Below are 21,715 nucleotides of genomic sequence, written 5' to 3'. Positions count from 1 at the left end.
AAGTTTTGTTTCGCTGTTTAATTTGCGGAGCCGGTTCTGACAGCGCCCTATCCGCACTGGATAAATCGAATACGTCGGTCGCCGATTGCTCCGTGCCCAGTGTATGACGCGACCCATGATGGGCACGATGCTCGCTTGGGGCCTCTTGCCGCCGCATTTAAGCTGGCCACACATCAACGTGTAAAAGACGGATGACCGCAAGCGCCGATACACGACTCCCGCTCCAGCAAGCCGAGCTTGAACTGGCTGGCGAACGGCTGCTGCTGCGCGCCGATCACAGTCTGTTCTGGCCGGCCGGCGGGACGCTGTTCGTGGCCGACACGCATTTCGGCAAGGGCGGCGTGTTCCGGCGTCAGGGCGTGAACGTGCCGACCGGCACCACGGAGCACGATCTCGCCCGGCTCGAGCACGCGCTGGAAGTGACCGGCGCACAGCGGCTGATCGTGCTCGGTGACTTCGTACACGCCCCGCCGACTCGCGACGAGCCCTGGTTGATGCGGTTCGCCGAATGGCGCGCCCGGCACGACCATATCGGGATCGTGGTCACGCGCGGCAACCATGATCGTGTGCGCCAGTTGCCGGTGGATATGGATATCGACTGGCAACCGGGCGCGCGCCGGATCGGGCCGTTCGTGTGCCGGCACGAGCCGGGCGAGGATTTCCGTGGCCCGGTGCTCGCCGGCCATCTCCACCCGGTCGTGCGCCTGACGGCCGCCGGTGAACGCGTACGCTGCCCGGCGTTCTGGGTGCGTCCGGGTGGCATGGTGCTGCCGGCATTTTGCGGGTTTGCTGGCGGCGGCCGGATCGCGCCGGGCGTTGACGATCGTGTGTTCGTGATCGGCGAGGGCGAGGTGATTGAGGCGCGGCTGGCGTGAATCAGCATTTCGGATTCGCCGTAACCGGTGCGGCGCGGGTAGAATCGCGCGGATGTTGATCGCGATTATTGCCGGGGCGCTCATCGGCGCCTCGTTCATGGGTTTTTCTGGCGCGCTGCTGGGCGCTGTTGTGGGTTACTGGGTCGCCCAGTTGCTGGCGATGGCCCTGCGGCGGGGCAATCTGGGCCAGATCCAGTCCCAGTTCCTGGATTCCACGTTCGCCGTGATGGGCGCGTTGTGCAAGGCGGACGGCCAGGTCACGCGCGACGAGATCCGCGTGGCCGAGGAATTGTTCACGCGTCTGCGGTTGTCGGATACGCAAAAGGACGACGCCCGTCGCTCGTTCAATCGCGGCAAGCAGGGCGATTTCGATCTGGATGCGGAAGTCGCGAAGTTCGTGCAGGTCGCCCGTGGCCAGCGCGCGCTGCACCAGATGTTCCTGCAGGTGCAGATCGCGGCGATCGCGGCCGATGGCAAGGTCAGCTCGGCCGAACATGCCGCGCTCATGCGCGTGGCCCGCGGGCTGGGCCTTTCCGAGATGGAGATTCGCCAGCTCGAGGCGATGCTGGGTGCGCGCGGTGCGGCTAGCGGCGACACTGGCGGCGACGGCATGGGGTCCCGGGCCGGCGTGTCGCCCGAGGATCAACTCAAGCAGGCCTACGACGTACTCGGCGTTTCGTCGGAGGCCAGCGACGCGGAGGTCAAGAAGGCCTATCGTCGCCAGATGAGCCAGAATCATCCGGATAAGCTGGCCTCCAAGGGTATGCCGGAGAGCATGCGCGCGATGGCGGAGGAAAAGACCCGCGAGATCGGGGCGGCCTACGAACGCATCCGCGAGGCGCGCGGCATCAATTAGTCTCCGCGCCGGGCGGCGAGCCGAAGCCGCGCCCAAGCCGGTCGATGAACCATTGCAGCGCGCGCCCGTGTTCGCCGCGACGCCACAGCAGGTAGGTGTCGCGCGCGGCCGGCCGGGTGGCGGTCGGCAGCGCAACAAGCCGCGCGCCGGCGATCGCGTCGACGACCCAGTGGCGCGGGCAGTAGCCGACGCCCAGGCCGCGTTCCAGGGCTTCGATCTTGGTACGCATGCTCGATACGGTCAGCCGCGGCTGGCCGTCGATGAGGTTGCCGCTGCGCGGGGCGAACTGACGCGCGGTATCGGCGACCACCAGCGCACGATGCGCCCGGATCGCGTCTTCGGACAGTGGCCTTGGCGCGTCCACGAGCGGATGATCGGGCGCACAGCAGAAGACGAACTCGATGCGCCCGAACTGCGTGCGCTGGATGCTGGCGTTGGCCGGCGGGTCGGTGACCCCGATCGCCAGATCGACGCGCTCGTCGACCAGGGCCTCCCAGCTGCCGGCCAGGACTTCCTCGTTCATGCGCACGTTGATGGCGGGGTGCGCGGCGGCAAATTCCGCGATCACCGGCCACAGATCGGCCGGCCGCTGGGTGGCGTCCACCGCGATCTTGAGTTCCGGCTCCCAGTGGTCCGCCTGGCGCCGGGCCGCGGCGGCGAGTTCTCGTGTGGCCACAAGAATTCGCCGGCCTTCGTCGAGCAGCAGGCGGCCCGCGGGGGTGAGCACGGCGCGATGACCGGTACGATCGAACACGCGGATGCCGAGCTCGGCCTCGAGTTGGTTGACGGTGTAGGAGATCGCGGAAGGCACGCGGTACAACGAGGCCGCCGCCGCCGCAAAGCTGCCGTGCCGGTCGATGGCGTCCAACACCTCCAATGCTTCCAGGCGGACGGACTCGGTCATGGATGGTAGGCATTCGGAAAATCTGAACAACTATGCCAGAAAGCCTTGCTATGCGCGGCGGCGCCACAGGTCTAGTCTCGACATTGCTGCAGTCGGGTCGTCCGATTGAATCCGTTTGAACAATATTCAGGCCGAAACGGGCCGAGGAGTTCGTATGAAAAAGATTCTGGTGCTCTACTATTCCATGTACGGCCATATCGAAACGCTGGCGCAGGCGGTGGTCGAGGGCGCGAAGTCCGTCGAGGGCGTGGAGGTCGCGCTCAAGCACGTGCCGGAAACCATGAGCCGCGAAGCGCTCGATGCCATCGGTGCCAAGGGCGCGCTGGCGGGCGAGGAGGCTGCGCCTGATGAGCTGGCCGATTACGACGCCATCGTGTTCGGCACACCGACCCGCTTCGGCAACATGGCCGGCCAGATGCGCACCTTCCTCGATCAGACCGGCGGTCTCTGGGCCAACGGCAAGCTGGTCAACAAGATCGGCAGCGTATTCACTTCGAGCGCCACCGGCGCCGGCAACGAGACGACGATCACGTCGTTCTGGAACACGCTGGCGCATCACGGCATGCTGATCGCGCCCCTTGATTACGCGGGCGCCCAGGAACTGTTCGATATTTCCGAGCTGCGCGGCGGCTCGCCCTACGGCGCATCGACCTATGCCGGCGGCGACGGCTCGCGTCAGCCCTCCGGCAATGAATTGTCCATCGCCCGCTACCAGGGCGAAAAGGTCGCCCGGCTGGCCACGCAATTCTCGGGCTGACCGACACGCTCGGCCCTATGCGAAGATGATCACGTCAGCGGCTGGCCGACGGGCCGGCCGCGCCGAGCCGCAACCGGAGAGTGGGCATGAAAAAGACCGCTGACGTCGATCATCCGATCAGGAATCTGCTGGCCGTGCGCTGGAGCCCTTATGTGTTCAGCGAACAACCCGTGCCGGCGGCGCACCTGCGTTCGTTGTTCGAGGCCGCGCGCTGGGCGCCCTCAAGTTACAACGAACAGCCGTGGCGGTTCATCGTCGGCCGGCGCGAGCAGGGCGATGCGCACGACCGCATCCTGCAGTGTCTGGCGGAGCCGAATCGGAAATGGGCGTACCGGGCGCCGGTGCTCGTGCTCGGCACGGTCGTTCGGGAATTCGTGGGTAACGGCAATCCGAACAAGGCTGCCGAGCACGATCTCGGTCTGGCGGTCGGTAGTCTGCTGGTCGAGGCCACGGCGCGTGGCCTGCACGTCCACCAGATGATCGGACTGGACCCGGAAGCCGCGCGCAGTGCGTTCTCGATTCCGATGAACGCCGAGGCCCTGACTGCGATAGCGATCGGCTACGCCGACAAGACGGGCGGGGACGACGCCGCGCTGGCCGAACGCGATGCCACGCCGCGCGAGCGGCGCCCGATCTCGGCATTCGTCTTTGGCGATCGGTTCGGCGAAAGCGCCGGGCTTTAAGAGTTTGTCCCGGTAGCCCGCCTTGTTCTGCTGAAACAGGCGCCAATAACCGGCCGCCGTTTTACCTGGCCCCTTGGATCGGCGGTGCGCCTTGTTGGCCCCAGGCGATTGGGGCTGCAACCCGGTGTCGCCTGACACGGCGGCCGGCGACACGAAAAGAGGCCGACGGTTTCCCGGCGGCCTCCTTGTGATGCACTTTGTTGGACGAGAATCAGTCGTCGTTCTGATCAACGATGTTGATCGCGTGCGGCTTGGCCGCGGCGCCGCCGGCCACGCGGATTTCGAGCAGTCCGTTGCGCACGGTAGCGTTGATGTCGGACTCGTCCACCCCGTTGGGCAGGATCATCGCGCGCCGGAACTCGCCGTAGACGCGCTCGCGGGTGTAGTAGAGCACCTCGTCGTCGTTGAGTTCGCTATCACGCTGGCCCGAGATGGTCAGCACGTTGCTGGCGACGGTCACCGAGACATCCTCGCTCTTCACGCCGGCTACTTCGCAGCGCACGATCAGGTCGTTGCCGATGGCGAAGATGTCGGCCGGCGGCACGTAGGCGCCCGCATGGGTGCGACCGCTGCCGCTGACCTTGCCGCGCGTCATCCATTGTTCCTGTGCGCGGTTCATCTCGCTCATGACGTCGAGGAAGCCACGGAACGGGTTGTGACGGGATTTGGGGGGGTGGGGATTGTCAGCCATGGAAACCTCCGGAATGGGTTCGGGCGCCGGGCCCAGTCATCATCGGGCCCGGCCGCTTGAAGGTGCAACCGCGGCGCGATCAGGCGCGCTTCGGGTTGATGGCACGCGTCGGTATCGTCTCTTCGTTGAGTGCCTTGTACAACGCGAAACACATGATCACGAGAACCAGACAGAACGGCAGCCCCGAGGTTACCGCCGCCATCTGCAAGGCCGACAGAGGATTGCCGCCGCCAACCGTTCCGGCGATCAGCAGCACGGCTGCGACCGCGCCTTCCATGATTGCCCAGAACAGGCGCTGCTGCCAGATCGGGTTCGGGTCACCGCCGTTGGTCAGGATATCGACCACGAGCGAGCCCGAATCCGACGAGGTCGCGAAGAACAGCGTGACCACGACGATGGCCAGCGCCGAGGCGATGATCGCGATCCAGGCCGGAATCGGCAATTGGTTCATCAGCACGAAAATGGCGTTGGCGGAGTTGGCATGCATGAGAGCCGAGTCGCCGCCGTGCATGACGTAGTACAGCGCGCTGCGTCCGAAGATGACGAACCAGACCAGCGATGCACCGGTGGGGATCAACAGCGTGCCCAGAATGAACTGACGAATGGTGTAGCCGTAGGAAATACGGGCGATGAACATGCCCACGAACGGCGACCAGGAAATCCACCAGCCCCAGTAGAACAGCGTCCAGGCATCCTGGAAGTTCTGGCCCTTCTTGTCGGTGAAGATATTAAGGCTGGTCTGTACCAGGTGCTGGAGATAGAAGCCGGTGTCGGTGGCGAGATAGCTCAGCAGGTACACCGTCGGCCCCACCGCGAATACGAACACCGCCAGCCCAATCGCCAGCCACATGTTGATGACCGACAGCCGCCGGATACCGGCGTCCACGCCGAGCATGACGCTGGTGATGGCCACGATTTCGACCGCCAGGATGACCAGCAACTCGGTGGTCAGGCCGTCGGCGAAGCCGAATAGCTGGCCGAGGCCGGCCGAGATCTGGCTTGCGCCGAGGCCAATCGAGGTTGCCAGCCCGAACAGGGTGCCGAAAACGGCGAGGATGTCGATCAAATGGCCGATGGGGCCGTAGATGCGATCACCGATGAACGGATAGAACGCCGAAGCCGGCTTGAGCGGCAGGTCGCGGCGGTAGGCGAAATAGCCGAGCGACAGGCCGAGCACGATATAGATCGCCCATGGGTGCAGGCCCCAGTGGAAGAAGGTGTAGTTCATCGCCGATTCGGCGGCCGCGGGTGTTTTGCCGTCGACCACGGGCGGATTCTTGTAGTGCAGCAGCGGCTCGGACACGCCGTAGTAGACCAGCCCGATACCCATGCCGGCGGTGAACATCATCGAGATCCACGACCAGGTATCGAAGTCGGGTGTGGAGTCGTCGGCGCCCAGGCGAAGGTTGCCAAAGCGGCTGACCGCGATGAACACCACGAACACCAGGAACAGCGTGGTGCTGAGAATATAGAACCAGCCGAAGTAGGTGACGATGAAGTTCTGGATCGCGTTGGCGACGCCGGAAAACCCCTGGGGGAAAACGCTGGCCAGCGTCACCAGCACGAGCAGCAATCCGCCGGATATGAGGAATACCGGCGGATTGGTGTGGGTTTTCAGGTAGGTTTTGATCTGGGACATGAACGGTATGCTCCCTGTTGGGTTCGTCTGCCGACGGCCAGCGCGCGGGTCATGGTGCGGCGCGCGGACGGCCGGGGACGTCGAAAAGCACGCGGGGGATTGTGGCTTGTGAACCGGGCGCGACGCGGGCTCGCGCTGCCATGACCGGGCCGGGTCGTGGCGCCCCCTTCGATGACCTGACGGCGATTTCAGCCCGCATTCAGACTACGCCATGCCGATGCCCCCGGCCAGTCACCGCGTGGACAGGCATGTTAAAACGATGCGCGCAACATAATTGCGCGTGCTGCATGACAGATACTATACAGACTAAGGCAGGAATCAACCCGCCGGTTTTTTTTCCGTCCGTGGTGGTGGTCGGCCTGCTGGTGATCTTCGCCGCGGCTGTGCCCGAAACGGCCAACCGGTTCTTCGGTGCGGTCCAGAGCTGGCTGATCGGGAAGTTCGGCTGGCTGTACCTGGCCTCGGTCGGCGTCTATCTGGTGTTCTGCATCGTGCTGGCGCTGTCACGCTACGGTTCCTTCAAGCTCGGGCCGGACCACAGCGAGCCGGATTTCTCATATCTGTCGTGGTTCGCCATGCTGTTCTCGGCCGGCATGGGTATCGGGCTGATGTTCTATGGGGTGGCCGAGCCGGTGTTGCACTACGCCAATCCGCCGACCGGACCGGCCCATACGCCGGCCGCGGCCAAGGAGGCGATGCGCATCACCTTCTTCCACTGGGGGGTGCATGCCTGGGCGATCTATGCCGTGGTGGGCCTGGCGCTGGCTTATTTCGGTTTCCGGCGCGACTTGCCGCTGCGCATCAGTTCGGCGCTGTATCCGTTCATCGGCAAGCGCATCGCCGGTCCGATCGGCAACACGGTCGATGTGCTCGCCGTGTTCGGTACGTTGTTCGGCGTGGCGACCTCGCTGGGGCTCGGCGCGCAGCAGGTGGCCTCGGGCCTGAATTTCCTGTTCAGCGTGCCCGATTCGATGTTCACGCAGATCGTGCTGATCTGCATCATCACGGCCATGGCCACGACATCTGTCGTGTTCGGGCTGGATGCCGGCATCCGCCGCGTGTCCGAACTCAACCTGTGGCTGGCGGCGGCGTTGTTGCTGTTCGTGATCGTGCTGGGGCCGACGCTGTATATCTTCCAGTCGTTCACCCAGAACGTCGGTAACTATGTGTCCTCGCTGGTCGACATGACGTTCAATTCGTACGTGTATACCGGTGGCAAGGACACCCGGAGCTTCATGAGCGGCTGGACGCTGTTCTACTGGTCGTGGTGGATCTCCTGGTCGCCGTTCGTGGGCATGTTCGTGGCGCGTGTGTCGCGTGGGCGGACCATCCGCGAATTCGTCGGCGGCGTGCTGCTGGTGCCGGTGGGCGCCACCTTCCTGTGGATGAGCGCCTTCGGGGATGGCGCCCTGCACATGGTCATGGCCCAGGGCGCGACCGACCTCATGAGTGCGGCCAATGCCAATGTCTCCACCGCGCTGTTTGTCTTTCTTCAGCACTTCCCGCTGACCATGGTGACGTCGGTGCTGGGCACGATCCTGGTGGTAACGTTCTTTGTGACGTCCTCGGACTCGGGCTCGATGGTGATCGACATTCTCACCGCCCGGGACGGCGAGGAGGCGCCGGTCTGGCAGCGCATCTTCTGGGCGGTCTCGGAGGGTCTGGTGGCCATCGTACTGCTGCTGGCCGGCGGTATCGGCGCGTTGCAGGCCGCCTCGCTGGCCTCGGCGCTGCCGTTCACCCTCATCATTCTCATCATGGCGCTGGGGCTGTACAAGTCGCTGAAAGTCGAGGCGGTCAAGCAGGATTCGATGCGCCACATGATGAATACACCCTCCAACGTGGCCTCGGGCGCGGGTGGCAACTGGCAGCGCCGGCTCGAGACGCTGGTGTCTTCGCCGCAGCGCGGTCAGATCGAGACCTTCCTCAAGGACACGGTCAAGCCGGCGATGGACGAGGTGGCCGAGAAGTTCCAAGAGTCGGGCATGAGTGCCGATGTCTCGATCGAGGACGATCGCTGTTACATCGACGTGGACCACGGGGCGGAGATCGACTTCGTCTACGGCGTGCGCGCCCGCCGCTTCGCCGCGCCGTCGTTCGCCATGGGCGCGCTGCGTGCGCGCCGGGACGATACCCGCGATCGCAGCCATTATCGCGCGGAGGTCTATCTGCGCGAGGGGGGACAGCAATACAGCGTGGTCGGGTACACCCGGGCGCAGCTGATCGGCGACATCCTCGATCAGTACGAAAAGCATCTGCATTTCCTGCATTTGATGCGCGATTAGTCGCATCCGGAACCCGGCGCTCGCGGGCGCCGGTCCTTTCGTCGTCGGTGACGACTCCCCGATCGGTTATCCTTGACCCCGTTTTCGCCAGCCCGGATGTTCATGCGCCCCAATCCGCTCGCCCTGACTGCCGTGCCGCCGATGATCAAATGGCTCCTGATCGCCAACGGCATCGGTTTTCTGCTGCGCATCTACGATCCGCAGTTGATGATCCTGCATTTTGCCTTGTGGCCGCTGGGAAACTTCCCGGTGGCCGCGACCGGCATCAGCGTCGGTTTCAAGCCCTGGCAGCTGGTCAGCTACGCCTTTCTGCACGCGAACTTCTTCCATCTGTTCTTCAACATGTTCGGCCTGTGGATGTTCGGCCGCGTGCTGGAGCAGATATGGGGACAGGCGCGATTCCTGCTGTTCTACACCGTATGCGTGATCGGGGCCGGGCTGACGCAGCTGGTGGTGGTGTCATTCATCCAGTCCGGACCGGTCGCGCCGACACTGGGTGCCTCGGGCGGCGTGTTCGGCATTCTGCTGGCCTTCGGCATGATGTTTCCCAACGTGCGCGTCATGCTGCTGATTCCGCCCATCCCGATGCCGGCGAAATATTTCGTGTTGGGGTACGGCGCACTGGAACTGTTTTTCGGCGTCACGGGCACCGAGGCCGGCGTGGCGCATTTCGCGCATCTCGGTGGCATGGCGTTCGGCTTCATTCTGCTGATGATCTGGCGGCGCCAGGGGCGCCTCGGCGGGTGAGGGCATGACGTACCGCTTGCCCGCCGTGACCGTGCCGCCGCACCGCGCGGTTGTGCGCGTTGTCGCGCCATGAACAGCGTCCTGCTTCACCGCATATTCGGGCTGGTGTTCTGCACCGTGGGTGCGATGACGGCCATCAGCGGGTTCATGTTCTGGTTCGACCCGCCGGACGTGCCACTCAACAATGTCTTCCTTGCGGCGATGGTCGGGGTGGGCGCGATTGCCTTCATCGGCGGCCTGGGGATTTTTCGACGCCTGGCGGCGGCGCGCTGGGCCATGATCGTGCTGGCGGCGCTGGTGCTTTGTGTGGACGTGATCGGCATCGGTCACGCCATCTGGATCGCCAATATCGGCGCACTCGTTATCATGCTCACGGCGGTCATGCCGCTGGTGCTGGCCATCTCGGCGCTCTACGAACTCGGCCGTCCGGCGCGCGATACGCACTGAAGGCCGGGCCGCCGACCATAATGGCGAACACAGGGCCCCGGAACGCCGGCGTATCGCCCGGCGCCGACGCTTTTTCGCCCCATGCGGCTTTGCGGTCGTCCACCGTCGCCCGGCGGTTCATCGGTGCGCCCTGCCGGGCGCGCATTTACGCTGCTAGACGCTGACGTTGAGCGTGACCTCGATGTTGCCGCGGGTGGCGTTGGAATAGGGGCAGACCCGATGTGCCTTGGCCACCAGGTCGTCGGCCGTGTGTTGTTCCAGTCCGGGCAGCGAGACATCGAGGGTTACCGCGATACCGAAGGCGTCGCCCGACGGGCCGATACCCACGTGTCCGGTGACCCTGTGGTCCTCGGGCAGCTTGATCTTCTGTTGGCCGGCGACGACCTTCATCGCGCCGATGAAGCACGCTGAATAACCTGCTGCGAACAGTTGCTCCGGATTGGTGCCGTCGCCGCCGGCGCCGCCGAGCTCCTTCGGCGTCGACAGTTTCACGTCCAGCACCGGGTCCGAACTCGCCGCGCGGCCGTCCCGGCCGCCGGTTGCGGTGGCTTCGGCCTCATAAAGAATCTTGTCGACTGCCATGGGGGGGCCTTGGGGCTAAAATGAAGCCGTGAGATTGTCACGACGTTATGTTGCGCGCAACTAGAAGTGACCCATGAACATCCGGCGCGCCCTGTGGTCTTAAGCTAGAATCAACCGCGCGCCGCACCGAAATCCGCAGCCGGCACCACGATATGAGCATCATGAAGACGCGTTTCCTCTGGCTGACCGCTCTGGTCGCTCTGCTTGCCGGCTGTGCTTCCGGGCCGGTCTATCGGCCCGCGCCCGCGCCCGGCGATTTCGGTTACCGTGATACCAAGCTCACGGCCCAGCATTATCGCGTCAGCTTTGCCGGTGATGACGGCACGGCCCGTGAAACAGTCGAGAACTTTGCCCTGTTCCGGGCCGCCGACCTGGCATTATCGCACGGCGATGACCATTTCCGCGTGGTATCGCAACAGACATCGCCGATTACCGAGAACAATGATTTTGGCCCCACCGCCGCGGTGGGCTATGGCTGGGGCTATCCGTTCTGGGGCACCGGCATCGGTTACAGCACCGGCAGTGTGAGCCGCACACGCTATGAATGCGTGCTGCAGATCCAGATCGGCCCGAATGTGCCCGATCAGGGGCCCGACGTCTACGACGCGCGACAGGTCAAGCAGAACCTCGCGCCCGAAGTGGCGGCCCGGCGGCGATAAGCGATCGCTGTATCGTCGTCCGGACGGGCCGTGCCGGACCGGCCGGTTGCCGCCGCACCCGTCGCCGTGCCTTGCGGCCATAAGGCTATCGTCTGATGCATGCCCCGCGGGGGATTCCGTATGCTGGCCTAAACATACCGACATGAATGGATCCGATGACTGACAGCAAGATCGAATCGGTTCTGCGCGAAGATCGCGTGTTCGAACCGCCCCGTGCGTTCGTCGATCAGGCGACGCTCAAGCCAGCTGATGTCGAGGCGCTGTATCGCGCAGCCGAGGAGGACCACGAGGGCTTCTGGGCCGATCAGGCGCGCCGGCAGATCGACTGGCACAAGCCGTTCAGCCAGACCCTGGATGCCAGCAATGCGCCGTTTTTCAAGTGGTTCGCCGACGGCGAGCTCAATGTGTCCTACAACTGTCTCGACCGGCATCTGGAAAGCCGCGGCGACAAGACCGCGATCATTTTCGAATCCGACGACGGCGAGGTCGAGCACATCAGCTATCGCGAGCTGCATGCGCGGGTCTGCCGTTTCGCCAACGCGCTCAAGGCCAATGGTCTGGGCAAGGGCGACCGGGCGGTCATTTATCTGCCCAACGTGCCGCAGGCGGCGATCGCCATGCTGGCCTGCGCCCGGATCGGCGCGATCCACTCGGTGGTCTTCGGCGGGTTCTCCGCGCCGTCGCTGCGCGACCGCATCGACGACGCCGAGGCCAAGATGCTCATCACCGCCGATGGCAACTATCGTGGCGGCAAGCTGATCCCGCTCAAGGACGTGGCCGACAAGGCACTGTCCCAGGGCGGCGCTTCGATCGAAAAGGTTATCGTGCTCAAACGCTCGGGCACCGAGGTAACCATGACCTCGGGCCGCGACCTGTGGTGGCACGACGCCATTGACGGCCAGTCCGAGACGTGCGAGCCGGAATGGGTGAACGCGGAGCACCCGTTGTTCATTCTCTATACCTCGGGCTCCACCGGTAAACCCAAGGGCATCCAGCACTCCACCGGCGGGTATCTGCTGGGCGCGATCTGTACCTGCCGCTGGGTGTTCGACCTGGGCGACGACGATGTGTTCTGGTGCACCGCCGATGTCGGCTGGATCACCGGACACACCTACATCACCTATGGCCCGACGGCCTGCGGCGCAACCCAGGTCATGTTCGAAGGCGTGCCGACTTACCCGGAAGCCGATCGGTTCTGGAAAATGGTCGACACCCATCAGGTCACCATCTTCTACACCGCGCCGACCGCGATCCGCGCGCTGATGAAGCACGGGGATGAATTCCCGCAGCGTCATGCGCTGGACAGCCTCAAGGTGCTGGGCACGGTCGGCGAGCCGATCAACCCGGAAGCCTGGATGTGGTACCGCAAGATGATCGGCCATGATCGCTGCCCGATCGTCGACACCTGGTGGCAGACCGAGACCGGTGGTCACATGATTACGCCGATCCCGTCCTACACGCCCACCAAGCCGGGCTCGGTGACGCACGCGCTGCCGGGTATCGCGGCCGATATCCTGGATGAAGCCGGCAAGCCGGTGAACGATGCCGGGGCCGGCGGGGTGCTGGTGGTCAAGAAACCCTGGCCGTACATGTTGCGCACCATCTGGGGCGACCCGGAGCGCTACAAGGAGACTTACTTCGGCATGTACGATGCCCATACCTACGTCGCCGGCGATTCCGCACAGCGCGACGAGCAGGGCTATTTCCGTATTCTGGGACGCATGGACGACGTCGTGAATATTTCCGGGCACCGTCTCGGTACGATGGAAGTCGAGTCTGCCCTCGTCGCCCATGGGCAAGTGGCCGAAGCCGCCGTGGTTTCGCGCCCGCATGACGTCAAGGGCGAGGCCATCGTCGCGTTCGTGATCCTCAAGAGCGGCGAGGGAAGCGAGCAGTTGGCATCGGATTTGCGTAACTGGGTGGCAGAGCAATTGGGTGCCATCGCCAAACCGGAAGAGATCCGGTTTGCCGACGGGCTGCCCAAGACGCGTTCCGGCAAGATCATGCGCCGCCTGTTGCGCTCGGTCGCGCGCGGGGACGAGGTTACGCAGGACGTTTCGACGCTCGAGAATCCGCAGATTCTCGAGCAGCTACAAGCCCGGGGGGCCTGACCTCCGGGGTCGGGTTAGGGGGCGGCCGGGCCGGCCGAGGCGCGTAGCGCCCGCCGGTGCCGGCCTTTTTTTTGCTAGCCTGATGCTGCAGTGCACCATCATGATGCCGGCCTCCGGCGTTCAAGGAATCCAAACATGGCTAACGATGTGGTCATCGCCGCCGCGCAGCGTACGGCGATCGGCCGGTTGTCCGGTACATTGGCAGAGTTGCCGGCAAGCCGGCTCGGGGCCGCACTTATCCGCGATACGCTGTCCCGCCACGCGATCGATCCCGATGTAATCGATGAGGTCGTGCTCGGTCAAGTGTTGACCGCCGGTTGCGGTCAGAATCCGGCGCGCCAGGCGGCGCGCCACGCCGGCCTGCCCGACCGTGTTCCGGCGGCGACACTCAACCGCGTTTGCGGCAGCGGGCTGTCGGCCGTCATCGAAGCAGCCCGAATGATCGCGCTCGGTGACGCCCGTGTGGTGATCGCCGGCGGGCAGGAGTCGATGAGTCAGGCACCGCATCTGCTGCCGGGCTCGCGTCGCGGGCGCCGGCTGGGCGAGTGGCCGATGCAGGACAGCATGATCCATGACGGACTGTGGGATGCGTTCTACGACTACCACATGGGCCGCACGGCGGAGAATGTGGCCAACAAGTATCGGATCGCGCGCGCCGAGCAGGACGAGTTCGCCGCGGCCTCGCAACAACGCGCGGAACAGGCGGCCAAGCACGGCCGGTTCGAGGACGAGATCCTGCCGGTCGCGGTGGCGCAGAAGGGGGGCGATCCGATCGCCTTCGCTCGCGACGAGGGCCCGCGGCCGGGCGTGACCGCCGAAAGCCTGGCCGGCCTCAAGCCGGCGTTCCAGCGCGACGGTACAGTCACGGCCGGCAATGCGTCGGGCTTGAACGACGGCGCTGCGCTGGTGGTGGTCACCACGGCGGCACGTTGTCGCCAGCTCGGTCTGACGCCCTTGGCGCGGATCGCCGGCTATGCCACGGCGGGCGTGGACCCCGCCTTGATGGGGATCGGCCCGGTGGCGGCCAGCCAGGCCTGTCTGCAACGCGCGGGTTGGTCGGTGCGCGATCTCGATCTGATCGAAGCCAACGAAGCGTTCGCGGCCCAGGCCATCGCCGTGAACCGGCAGATGCAATGGCCGCTCGATCGGGTCAACGTCAATGGCGGCGCAATTGCGCTCGGGCACCCGGTTGGTGCATCCGGATGCCGCATTCTGGTGACCCTGGTGCACGAAATGGGCAAACGCGAAGCGCGGCGTGGCCTCGCGACTCTTTGTGTGGGGGGCGGACAGGGTGTTGCGCTGGCTATCGAGCGCCCGTGAACGCAAGCGCGGTGTTGGCGTAGACAAAGCCAATCATGGGTCTGGCGAAATCCCGGCCGCCATGCCGGCCGGCGCACCGATGTTGGCACCGAGCTTGCAACAGTTGTACTGCGCGGGTGATCTTGCGTCGTGTTGTTCTCCTCCAATGCGTGCGCGCTTGTCTTTCCCACGATCGCCCGCGTAATCGCGGCTTCCGGCCGGCGCACATGCGCCGGCCGGTATTTTTTTGGCGAGCGTATATTCCCGGGCCGATGGGCCGGGATGCCGGCGACGTGCAAGTCCGGGGTGGCCTGAATGCATTGTGCAACGGATAATGGCGGGCATGTCGCGCCTGGCCTGGTTGTTCGCGCCCAGCGGAGAAAACATATCCTTCGCTATACGCTGCTGCGTCTCGGTGGCGCTGTCGCTGTGGCTGGCGTTCTATCTCGAACTGGATAACGCCTACTGGGCGTTCATCAATGTCGCGATCCTCATTCAGCCCTTGCCGGGCTTTCTGGTCGTGCGCGGCTTTGCGCGTCTGGCCGGTACCTTCGTGGCCGCCTGTGTCGCGATCCTGCTGATCGCGCTGTTCGCCCAGAGTTACACGCTGTTCTCGGTCGCGCTGGTCGCCTGGGTGTCGGCGATGGTGTTCTGTGCCAGCCTGTTCCGCAATAACCTGTCCTACGGCTTCGTGCTGGCGGGCTATGTGGCGGTGATCATCGGCGTACGTGCGATGTCGGATCCGACCACGGTGTTTTCGGTGGCGGTGGCGCGTTCGTCCGAAACCGCGTTGGCGGCGGTGGTGGCGGCGTTCGTGAGCGTGGTGCTGGCCCCGAGCGTAACCGCGCGGAAGTATTTCGAGGCCCGTGTGGATGCGCTCAAGGCGATCGGGCGACAGTTCCGCGAGCTCGATCGTCCCCCGGACGAAGTCGATGGCGACAGCAACCCGAATACGCCGCACCCGCAGTTGCATGCGTTGGTGGAAAAGACGCTCAAGCTCGAGCAAACGCGCCAGTACGCGCGTTTCGACGCGCCCGGCTTCGGTGAATACAACCGGCTGGCACGACGTCTGGATTATGAGTTGCTGTCGATTGTCAGCGCCATGGCCTCGCTGCAGGTATATCTCGCCAAGCTCGGATCCGCGGTTGACCGGCGTCCCCTCGCGGCGCTCGATCGAGCTGCGGCATTACTGGAGGCCGATCCAGGCGACACGCGCGCCATCAAGCGTGCCTTCGGCAAGGCGTACAACGATGTACTCGCCGATGCCCGCCTCAACGGCGACGGGGGACACCGGGAGCGCTCGTTGGTCGACTGGGTGGTACTCAGTCGCGCGCTCGATATGGCCAACCGCATGCGTGCCGCGGTGATCAAGCACGGCATGCTGATTGCCGAACGCGGTGCCGGCGCGCGCAACGCATCCCGTCGCAGCGAGTTCTCGACCGCCAACCCGATCGGGGAATCGGTCAAGGTCACGATCCGGGCGATCGCGGCCATGGGCTCGGGCGCGGCGATCTGGGCGACGCACGACGAGCCGGCACTGGCCGGGACCATGGTGCTGCTGTCGGTGCTGACGACGCTGTTCGCGCTGATGGACGATCCGGCCGGCGGCGCGCGTGGTTTCGGCATCGGCGGGCTTGTTGCCGGGGGGGCCGCTTTTTTCGTGAATTTCGTGTTCCTGCCGCCAGCGAACAGCTTCGCCATGCTGATGCTGGTGTTGATGCCCTGTGTATTCGTCGCAGGGCTGGCAATGGTCAATCCGCCCACCGCGCTGATCGGCCGGGTGGCCCTGGTGCAGTTTGCACTATTCGTGCATCCCGCCAACGACGGCAGCCGCCAGACATTCGTCGGTTTCCTGGAGACGTTTCTGGGCGCCGAGCTGGCGGTCATTCTGGCGCTCGTGGCGTTCGCGCTGGTGCTGCCGGTCGATCCGAGGCAGCTGTTGCGTGCGCGACTGGCGGGCATATTCGGTGAACTGGCGGCCGGGTTCGCCGAGTCCCGTGAACGCTTCGAGACCCGGGTCTATGATCGGCTGGTCAAACTGCCAACGGCGGCGGATCAGGGCGAATTTCATGTCTCTGCCCGCCAGGCGGCCTTCGCCGCGGTCAACATGGGTGTCGAGGCCCGCTCGCTGCGGGTACTGGCCGATCGCGCCGGTTTCAGTGGCCATACCCGGGCCGCCATCCATGATGCACTCGTGGGGCTCGAATCGTTGTTCAAGCGGGGTTACCCGCGCGTCGAACGAGTGTTCGAAATGCAGGGCGAGGCCAATCGACTGGCCCGGCGGCTGCTCGATGAGGCGCTGACCTTCTCGCCGCGCAAGCGTATGCGCTACGGCGTTCGGGCCTCGGTCTCGGCCGAGCTGATGGCTGCCGCACTGGCCGATTACGGGCAGGCGCGCGAGAATACCGAGGGGCGGCGTATTCGCCTCGGGGAGGCCGATCGTGTTACCTGAAACGATAACCATCGGCGGCATCTACCTGCCCGTCTTCCTGGGGTTTCTGGCCGTAACCGGTGTGGTGTATTTCATCCTGCGCTGGTTCGCCCAGCGCCTGCATCTCTATCGCCTGTTCTGGCATCCCGCGCTGGCCGGTGCGGCCGTGTTCGTGATCCTGTTGTCCTGCCTCCTGCTCTGGTTCGGCCCCTGAGCGTGGTCGTGCGTATGATTTCGTGAAGTCCTGGTGAGTTGATGGCCAATCCCAAGAATATTCTGAAAACAACGGCGCGGGTGGCTGCCACGCTCGTGGTCGTGGCAATCGCAGGTGTGCTGGGCTGGTTCGCCTGGCAGCACTACGTCTATGCGCCCTGGACCCGTGATGCGCGGGTACAGGCTGACGTCATCAATATCGCACCCGAGGTGTCCGGCACGGTGACCGATGTCGCGGTGGCCGACAACAGCTATGTCCGCAAGGGACAATTGCTGTTCAAGATTCAGCCGATACGGTTCAAGCACGCAGTGGCCGAAGCCCGGGCCTCGCTGGCCCAGGCGCGGGCCCAGGAACATTATGCGCAGCGCAAGGCCCGTCGGCTCGAAAAACTGCCGCCGGGCGGCGTGTCGACGCAGAATCTGCAGCAGGCGCAGTCGAATGCCGAATCCGCCCGCGCTTCGGTTGCCCAGGCCAAGGCCAAACTCGCGCAGGCGAAACAGAATCTGCAATGGGCTGCGGTGCGTTCACCGGTCAACGGCTATGTCACGCATCTGCTGCTCGACCAGGGCGACTACGCCTCCCAGGGGTCATCGGCGATGACCCTGGTCGACGCCGAAACCTTCCGTGTCACCGCTTATTTCGAAGAAACCAAGCTGGCGAAGATTGCGGTCGGCGACCCGGCCGATATCACGCTCATGGCCGGCGATACCCATCTCAAGGGGCATGTCGCAAGTATTGGCCGCGGCATTGCGGTCGGCAACAATGCGCCGGGCGAGCGCAATCTGCCCAACGTGAGCCCCACATTTCAATGGGTACGCCTGGCCCAGCGTGTGCCCGTGGCTATCGCCTTCGACCGGCCGCCGCAGAAGCTGCCATTGTCCGTGGGCCTGACCGCGACCGTGCATGTTCACCCCAAGGCCGGCGACACCGGCGGCTATGCGGCCTCCGCGCACAAGGGCAACCTGCGCTGGTCGCCGGCCCGGCGCGGGCAGTTCGGCGACGAAGATCACGCCGGGCGATCATCGTCGTCCGCCGGGGCGAACGGCGCCGGCAACCACTGACGCCGCTCAGCCGGTGTCGACAGGTGCGCGGCCGACGTCCTCGAGCCGATCGACGCGGCGCAGTGCCGGGAACATCCACAGCCAGCCGCCGACCACCGCGAGCGTGCCCAGGCCGCCGAGTACCACGGCCGGTACGGTGCCCAGCAGACCGGCGGTGACCCCGGATTCGAATTCGCCGAGCTCATTCGAGGCCCCGATGAACAGCATGTTCACGGCGTTGACCCGGCCGCGCATGGCATCGGGTGTGGCCAGTTGGATGAGTGACGAGCGCACGAACATGCTGATCATGTCGGCCGCGCCCATGATGACCAGCGCCGCGAACGACAGGGCGAAGTGGGTGGACAAGCCGAACACGATCGTCCCCAGACCGAATACGGCCACAGCGACGAACATGGTCGGTCCTGCGCGGCGGTTCAGCGATACCCGGCTCAGATACAGGCCCATGGCGAACGCCCCCACGGCCACCGCGCTGCGCAGGGCGCCGAGGCCGGCCGGGCCGGTATGCAGAATCGAGTGGGCGTAGACCGGTAGCAGGGCGGTGGCGCCGCCCAGCAGCACGGCAAACAGATCCAGCGAGATGGCGCCGAGAATGATTGGCCGGGAACGCACGTAAACGATGCCCGCGGTAAACCGGGCGAAGGCGCTCTGGGTCGTGGTGTCGGCCTTGGCCGGCAGCGGGCGGCGGATCCGCGCCACCGAAGCGGCGGCAACCCCGAACAGGGTCGCGCATGCCGCATAGGCGACGCTGGGCCCGGCCAGATAGATGGCGCCGCCGATGGCCGGCCCGCCGATGACGGCGATCTGGAAAACGGACGAATTGATCGCGATCGCCTTGGGCAAGCGTGCTTCCCCCACGATTTGCGGCAACAGCGAGGTCAGGCTCGGCCCCGAAAATGACCGGGCGACACCGAACAGCGCCAGCGTTGCGAAAAAGCCGATGGGCGACCGGGTGCCGGACAGCGTGAGTACGAGGAAGATCAGCGAGACCAGCGTCATGATCGCGGCACTGGCGATCAGCAGCAGGCGCCGCGGCAGGCGGTCGGCGGCATCGCCGGCCGGCAGTACGAGCGCGGCCATCGGCAGAAACTGGGCGAGCCCCACCCAGCCCAGCGTCAGCGCACTGTGGGTCATGGCGTAAAGCTGCCAGCCCACCACCACAGACTGGATCTGCACCGCGGTGGCCGCCGTCAGCCGGCTGGTCAGCAGTTTGAGAAAGGCCGGATCGCGCAGAACGCTATCGGCCGCCGGAGTCAACGCGCCACGCATGAGCGCGGGATTGTTGCATAGTCCAGTGGGCTGCGCCTCAGCTGTAGCGGATGGCTTCGATTTCCAGTTCGCGACGCGAGTCCGGCAGTTGCACTTCGACCACGTCGCCGGTGCGCTTGCCGAGCAGGGCCCGTGCGACCGGCGAATGCAGGCTGATTGCGCCGGTGGCGGCATTCGTTTCGTCCGCGCCGACGATGCGATAACAATGCCGCGAGTCGTCGGCATCGACCACATCGACCCAGGCCCCGAAGAAGACCTGGTCCGGGCTGTCGGCTCGCGGCGAAACCGCGGTCAGTTCGTCGACCCGTTTGCCCAGATAGCGCACGCGCCGGTCGATCTCGCGCAGTTCCTTCTTGCGGTAGATGTACTCGGCGTTTTCCGAGCGATCGCCCTCGGCCGCGGCATCCGCCAGCTTGCGCACCACGAACGGGCGTTTCACGCGCCAGAGGTGATCGAGCTCGTCGGCCAGGGCCTGCCAGCCTTCACGGGTGATGTAGTCGCGCTTGGCCATGTCGGGTCCGTCGGTAAAACAGGCGCAGCATAAACCAGGACGCAATACGGGTCAGCGCTGCACCGAGGCCATATCGTCGAGCGCCCACGGGCTGCGAAGCGGATGTAAACGGCCGCTGCGGGCGCTGGCCCGTGTGGGATGGCGTGCTTCAGGCAGCCCCGCCCATCGAGCCGGGCGGCGGCGGCAGATCGTCCGGCACGAAGAAGTCCGGCCAGAGTTCCTGGCTCGGGTCGACCGCATAGACCGAGAAATCGGTCACGCCCGCTTCGGCCAGGATCCGGTCGTCCATACAGAATTGGCCGGTGAATTCACGTGCCGGCCGGGTGAGGATGACGTGCGCCGCGTCGGCCACGATATCCGGTATGCGGCAGTGCTGGCGCAGTTCCTCGCCGCCGATGAGGTCGATGGCGGCGGTGGCGATGCCGGTACGCGGCCACAGGGCGTTGAAGGCAATGCCGTCGTCGCGGAATTCCTCGGCCATGCCCAGCACGCACAGACTCATGTTGTATTTGGCCATCGAATAGGCGACGTGCGGGGCGAACCACTTGGGCTGAAAATCCAGCGGCGGCGAGAGGTTGAGCACATGCGGGTTTTCCGCCTGCCGCAGATAGGGAATACAGGCCTGGCTGACCAGAAACGTGCCGCGGCCGTTGATCTGGTGCATGAGGTCGTAGCGCTTGGCCGGCGTGTCCGTTGTCTGGGTCAGTGAAATGGCGCTGGCGTTGTTCACGCAGATATCGATGCCGCCGAAATGCTCGGCGGTTGCGCGCACAGCCGCCTCGATCGCATTCTCGTCGCGAATATCGCAGACGATGGGCAGGGCATGGCCACCCGCGGATTCGATCTCGGCGGCGGCGGTATGTACGGTGCCGGGCAGCTTGGGATGTGGCTTGTCGGTCTTGGCGGCGATCGCGACGTTGGCGCCGTCGGCCGCGGCGCGCCTGGCGATGGCCAGCCCGATGCCGCGCGAGGCGCCCGTGATGAACAGCGTCTTGCCCGCCAGACTGGGCGCGGCGGGGGGGTTCAATTCGGCCATGGTCTCCTCCGAATGGTCGATGGGATTGGTGTCAATTTCCGCGCTCGTGCCGGATGCATTGCATATTCGGCCAGCCACGGCGGCATCCGCTTGGCGCCATGCGCCCGGTGCGCATCAGCCAGCGATAGCGCCGGCCCCAGAGGCTTTGTTCGCCCCGAAAACCCATGGCTCAGTTCAGCCAGACCAGGCCGGCGTTGAGATACAGCGCATAGCTGGCCCAGGCGAGATACACGGCGAACAACAGCCCGGAGAGGCGGTCGGCGCGCCAGAACGCCGCCGTGGTCGCCGCGATCGCCAGCCACAGCACAACGATCACGAGCAGCGCCCAGCCCAGCGCGTGTGCGCCGAAGGCGACGGGCATCCACAGCGCGTTGAGTGCAAGCTGGAGCACGAACAGACCCAGTTCACGGCCGAGTCCGCGGGCGCGCCACACGCGCCAGGCGGCCACGGCCATGGCGATGTACAGCAGTGTCCAGACGATAGGGAAGGCCGCATTCGGCGGCGTGCCCGGCGGCTGATCGAGGGCGATGTACCAGTCGCCGGGCGGCGCCAGCGCGCCGGACAGCGAGGTCAGCGCGACCAGGATGCCGCACACGGCTGCGGCCCGCGTGGGGTTGAAGCGCCGTTCGGCGGGCGATGCGGTCATGGCAAGCTCCTCTGG

General features: G+C 65.3%; 21 protein-coding genes. 13 read left to right on the top strand and 8 right to left on the bottom strand.

What is annotated here, in order from left to right; genetic code table 11:
• Positions 1-191: 191 nt before the first annotated feature.
• Together pdeM and djlA are read left to right on the top strand one after the other, a co-directional pair.
• On the top strand, positions 192-875 hold the full coding sequence (gene pdeM / locus ACS8YF_RS02560) for a ligase-associated DNA damage response endonuclease PdeM (RefSeq protein ID WP_440848650.1): 684 nt from the start codon (positions 192-194) through the stop codon (positions 873-875).
• 52 nt (positions 876-927) lie between these two features.
• A complete protein-coding gene (gene djlA, locus ACS8YF_RS02555) occupies positions 928-1,731 on the top strand; it encodes a co-chaperone DjlA (protein WP_440848649.1) in 804 nt (267 codons plus the stop codon).
• On the opposite strand, the gene ACS8YF_RS02550 is transcribed toward djlA, so the two are convergent.
• A complete protein-coding gene (locus ACS8YF_RS02550) occupies positions 1,724-2,635 on the bottom strand; it encodes a LysR substrate-binding domain-containing protein (protein ID WP_440848648.1) in 912 nt (303 codons plus the stop codon). The genes djlA and ACS8YF_RS02550 overlap by 8 nt on opposite strands.
• A gap of 154 nt (positions 2,636-2,789) precedes the next feature.
• Here ACS8YF_RS02550 and wrbA point away from each other — a divergent pair, with 154 nt between their 5' ends.
• Together wrbA and ACS8YF_RS02540 are read left to right on the top strand one after the other, a co-directional pair.
• Positions 2,790-3,392, top strand: a complete 603-nt coding sequence (gene wrbA, locus ACS8YF_RS02545; protein WP_440848647.1) for an NAD(P)H:quinone oxidoreductase — start codon at positions 2,790-2,792, stop codon at positions 3,390-3,392.
• A gap of 86 nt (positions 3,393-3,478) precedes the next feature.
• The gene (locus tag ACS8YF_RS02540) at positions 3,479-4,075 is read left to right on the top strand and encodes a nitroreductase family protein (RefSeq protein ID WP_440848646.1); all 597 of its coding nucleotides are present in this window, start codon (positions 3,479-3,481) and stop codon (positions 4,073-4,075) included.
• A 211-nt stretch (positions 4,076-4,286) separates the two neighbouring features.
• Here ACS8YF_RS02540 and ACS8YF_RS02535 read toward each other — a convergent pair whose 3' ends face one another.
• Positions 4,287-4,766: an Hsp20/alpha crystallin family protein gene (locus tag ACS8YF_RS02535; protein WP_440848645.1), complete on the bottom strand. Its 480-nt coding sequence runs from the start codon at positions 4,764-4,766 to the stop codon at positions 4,287-4,289.
• Positions 4,767-4,845: 79 nt separating this feature from the next.
• Positions 4,846-6,405, bottom strand: coding sequence for a BCCT family transporter (locus ACS8YF_RS02530; protein ID WP_440848644.1), 1,560 nt, complete (start codon positions 6,403-6,405; stop codon positions 4,846-4,848).
• A 287-nt stretch (positions 6,406-6,692) separates the two neighbouring features.
• Between ACS8YF_RS02530 and ACS8YF_RS02525 the strand changes: the two genes are divergently transcribed.
• From ACS8YF_RS02525 to ACS8YF_RS02515, 3 genes are all read left to right on the top strand, one after another.
• Positions 6,693-8,690 carry a BCCT family transporter gene (locus ACS8YF_RS02525; RefSeq protein ID WP_440848643.1) on the top strand — a complete coding sequence of 666 codons (1,998 nt, stop codon included), beginning with the start codon at positions 6,693-6,695 and terminating at the stop codon, positions 8,688-8,690.
• Positions 8,691-8,792: 102 nt separating this feature from the next.
• On the top strand, positions 8,793-9,437 hold the full coding sequence (locus ACS8YF_RS02520) for a rhomboid family intramembrane serine protease (RefSeq protein WP_440848642.1): 645 nt from the start codon (positions 8,793-8,795) through the stop codon (positions 9,435-9,437).
• Between the two features lie 69 nt (positions 9,438-9,506).
• On the top strand, positions 9,507-9,884 hold the full coding sequence (locus tag ACS8YF_RS02515) for a hypothetical protein (protein ID WP_440848641.1): 378 nt from the start codon (positions 9,507-9,509) through the stop codon (positions 9,882-9,884).
• A gap of 153 nt (positions 9,885-10,037) precedes the next feature.
• Here the strand turns inward: ACS8YF_RS02515 and ACS8YF_RS02510 are convergent, their stop codons facing one another.
• A complete protein-coding gene (locus ACS8YF_RS02510) occupies positions 10,038-10,466 on the bottom strand; it encodes an organic hydroperoxide resistance protein (protein WP_440848640.1) in 429 nt (142 codons plus the stop codon).
• A gap of 161 nt (positions 10,467-10,627) precedes the next feature.
• On the opposite strand from ACS8YF_RS02510, the gene ACS8YF_RS02505 reads away from it, so the two are divergent.
• From ACS8YF_RS02505 to ACS8YF_RS02480, 6 genes are all read left to right on the top strand, one after another.
• The gene (locus tag ACS8YF_RS02505; RefSeq protein ID WP_440848639.1) at positions 10,628-11,125 is read left to right on the top strand and encodes a CC0125/CC1285 family lipoprotein; all 498 of its coding nucleotides are present in this window, start codon (positions 10,628-10,630) and stop codon (positions 11,123-11,125) included.
• Between the two features lie 155 nt (positions 11,126-11,280).
• On the top strand, positions 11,281-13,236 hold the full coding sequence (gene acs / locus ACS8YF_RS02500) for an acetate--CoA ligase (protein WP_440848638.1): 1,956 nt from the start codon (positions 11,281-11,283) through the stop codon (positions 13,234-13,236).
• A gap of 135 nt (positions 13,237-13,371) precedes the next feature.
• A complete protein-coding gene (locus ACS8YF_RS02495; protein ID WP_440848637.1) occupies positions 13,372-14,556 on the top strand; it encodes an acetyl-CoA C-acetyltransferase in 1,185 nt (394 codons plus the stop codon).
• Between the two features lie 322 nt (positions 14,557-14,878).
• Complete coding sequence (locus tag ACS8YF_RS02490) at positions 14,879-16,987, top strand: FUSC family protein (RefSeq protein ID WP_440848636.1); 2,109 nt, start codon at positions 14,879-14,881, stop codon at positions 16,985-16,987.
• Positions 16,977-17,180 carry a DUF1656 domain-containing protein gene (locus ACS8YF_RS02485; RefSeq protein WP_440848635.1) on the top strand — a complete coding sequence of 68 codons (204 nt, stop codon included), beginning with the start codon at positions 16,977-16,979 and terminating at the stop codon, positions 17,178-17,180. Before ACS8YF_RS02490 ends, ACS8YF_RS02485 begins: the two co-directional genes overlap by 11 nt.
• Before the next feature lie 41 nt (positions 17,181-17,221).
• Positions 17,222-18,241, top strand: a complete 1,020-nt coding sequence (locus ACS8YF_RS02480) for an efflux RND transporter periplasmic adaptor subunit (RefSeq protein ID WP_440848634.1) — start codon at positions 17,222-17,224, stop codon at positions 18,239-18,241.
• A 6-nt stretch (positions 18,242-18,247) separates the two neighbouring features.
• Here the strand turns inward: ACS8YF_RS02480 and ACS8YF_RS02475 are convergent, their stop codons facing one another.
• The 4 genes from ACS8YF_RS02475 to ACS8YF_RS02460 form a co-directional block, all read right to left on the bottom strand.
• Positions 18,248-19,507: an MFS transporter gene (locus ACS8YF_RS02475; protein ID WP_440848633.1), complete on the bottom strand. Its 1,260-nt coding sequence runs from the start codon at positions 19,505-19,507 to the stop codon at positions 18,248-18,250.
• 37 nt (positions 19,508-19,544) lie between these two features.
• On the bottom strand, positions 19,545-20,018 hold the full coding sequence (gene greB, locus ACS8YF_RS02470; protein ID WP_440848632.1) for a transcription elongation factor GreB: 474 nt from the start codon (positions 20,016-20,018) through the stop codon (positions 19,545-19,547).
• A gap of 148 nt (positions 20,019-20,166) precedes the next feature.
• Positions 20,167-21,054 carry an SDR family oxidoreductase gene (locus ACS8YF_RS02465; RefSeq protein WP_440848631.1) on the bottom strand — a complete coding sequence of 296 codons (888 nt, stop codon included), beginning with the start codon at positions 21,052-21,054 and terminating at the stop codon, positions 20,167-20,169.
• Between the two features lie 169 nt (positions 21,055-21,223).
• Complete coding sequence (locus ACS8YF_RS02460) at positions 21,224-21,700, bottom strand: TspO/MBR family protein (RefSeq protein WP_440848630.1); 477 nt, start codon at positions 21,698-21,700, stop codon at positions 21,224-21,226.
• Positions 21,701-21,715 lie beyond the last annotated feature (15 nt).

This window comes from Salinisphaera sp. SWV1 (assembly GCF_052044155.1).
In the GTDB taxonomy this organism is placed as follows: Bacteria; Pseudomonadota; Gammaproteobacteria; order Nevskiales; family Salinisphaeraceae; genus Salinisphaera.
The sequence above is the reverse complement of the archived record's forward strand: the minus strand, read 5'-3'. Positions and strand labels throughout refer to the sequence as shown.

Excerpts from the sequence above, each read along its gene's own strand:
- ACS8YF_RS02460 (WP_440848630.1), bottom strand. The coding sequence starts at position 21,700 with ATGACCGCATCGCCCGCCGAACGGCGCTTCAACCCCACGCGGGCCGCA.
- ACS8YF_RS02480 (WP_440848634.1), top strand. The coding sequence starts at position 17,222 with ATGGCCAATCCCAAGAATATTCTGAAAACAACGGCGCGGGTGGCTGCC.
- ACS8YF_RS02495 (WP_440848637.1), top strand. The coding sequence starts at position 13,372 with ATGGCTAACGATGTGGTCATCGCCGCCGCGCAGCGTACGGCGATCGGC.
- ACS8YF_RS02540 (WP_440848646.1), top strand. The coding sequence starts at position 3,479 with ATGAAAAAGACCGCTGACGTCGATCATCCGATCAGGAATCTGCTGGCC.
- ACS8YF_RS02525 (WP_440848643.1), top strand. The coding sequence starts at position 6,693 with ATGACAGATACTATACAGACTAAGGCAGGAATCAACCCGCCGGTTTTT.
- ACS8YF_RS02465 (WP_440848631.1), bottom strand. The coding sequence starts at position 21,054 with ATGGCCGAATTGAACCCCCCCGCCGCGCCCAGTCTGGCGGGCAAGACG.
- ACS8YF_RS02520 (WP_440848642.1), top strand. The coding sequence starts at position 8,793 with ATGCGCCCCAATCCGCTCGCCCTGACTGCCGTGCCGCCGATGATCAAA.
- acs (WP_440848638.1), top strand. The coding sequence starts at position 11,281 with ATGACTGACAGCAAGATCGAATCGGTTCTGCGCGAAGATCGCGTGTTC.
- ACS8YF_RS02510 (WP_440848640.1), bottom strand. The coding sequence starts at position 10,466 with ATGGCAGTCGACAAGATTCTTTATGAGGCCGAAGCCACCGCAACCGGC.
- ACS8YF_RS02475 (WP_440848633.1), bottom strand. The coding sequence starts at position 19,507 with ATGCGTGGCGCGTTGACTCCGGCGGCCGATAGCGTTCTGCGCGATCCG.
- ACS8YF_RS02505 (WP_440848639.1), top strand. The coding sequence starts at position 10,628 with ATGAAGACGCGTTTCCTCTGGCTGACCGCTCTGGTCGCTCTGCTTGCC.
- wrbA (WP_440848647.1), top strand. The coding sequence starts at position 2,790 with ATGAAAAAGATTCTGGTGCTCTACTATTCCATGTACGGCCATATCGAA.
- ACS8YF_RS02515 (WP_440848641.1), top strand. The coding sequence starts at position 9,507 with ATGAACAGCGTCCTGCTTCACCGCATATTCGGGCTGGTGTTCTGCACC.
- pdeM (WP_440848650.1), top strand. The coding sequence starts at position 192 with ATGACCGCAAGCGCCGATACACGACTCCCGCTCCAGCAAGCCGAGCTT.
- ACS8YF_RS02550 (WP_440848648.1), bottom strand. The coding sequence starts at position 2,635 with ATGACCGAGTCCGTCCGCCTGGAAGCATTGGAGGTGTTGGACGCCATC.
- ACS8YF_RS02530 (WP_440848644.1), bottom strand. The coding sequence starts at position 6,405 with ATGTCCCAGATCAAAACCTACCTGAAAACCCACACCAATCCGCCGGTA.
- ACS8YF_RS02535 (WP_440848645.1), bottom strand. The coding sequence starts at position 4,766 with ATGGCTGACAATCCCCACCCCCCCAAATCCCGTCACAACCCGTTCCGT.
- ACS8YF_RS02490 (WP_440848636.1), top strand. The coding sequence starts at position 14,879 with ATGTCGCGCCTGGCCTGGTTGTTCGCGCCCAGCGGAGAAAACATATCC.
- djlA (WP_440848649.1), top strand. The coding sequence starts at position 928 with ATGTTGATCGCGATTATTGCCGGGGCGCTCATCGGCGCCTCGTTCATG.
- greB (WP_440848632.1), bottom strand. The coding sequence starts at position 20,018 with ATGGCCAAGCGCGACTACATCACCCGTGAAGGCTGGCAGGCCCTGGCC.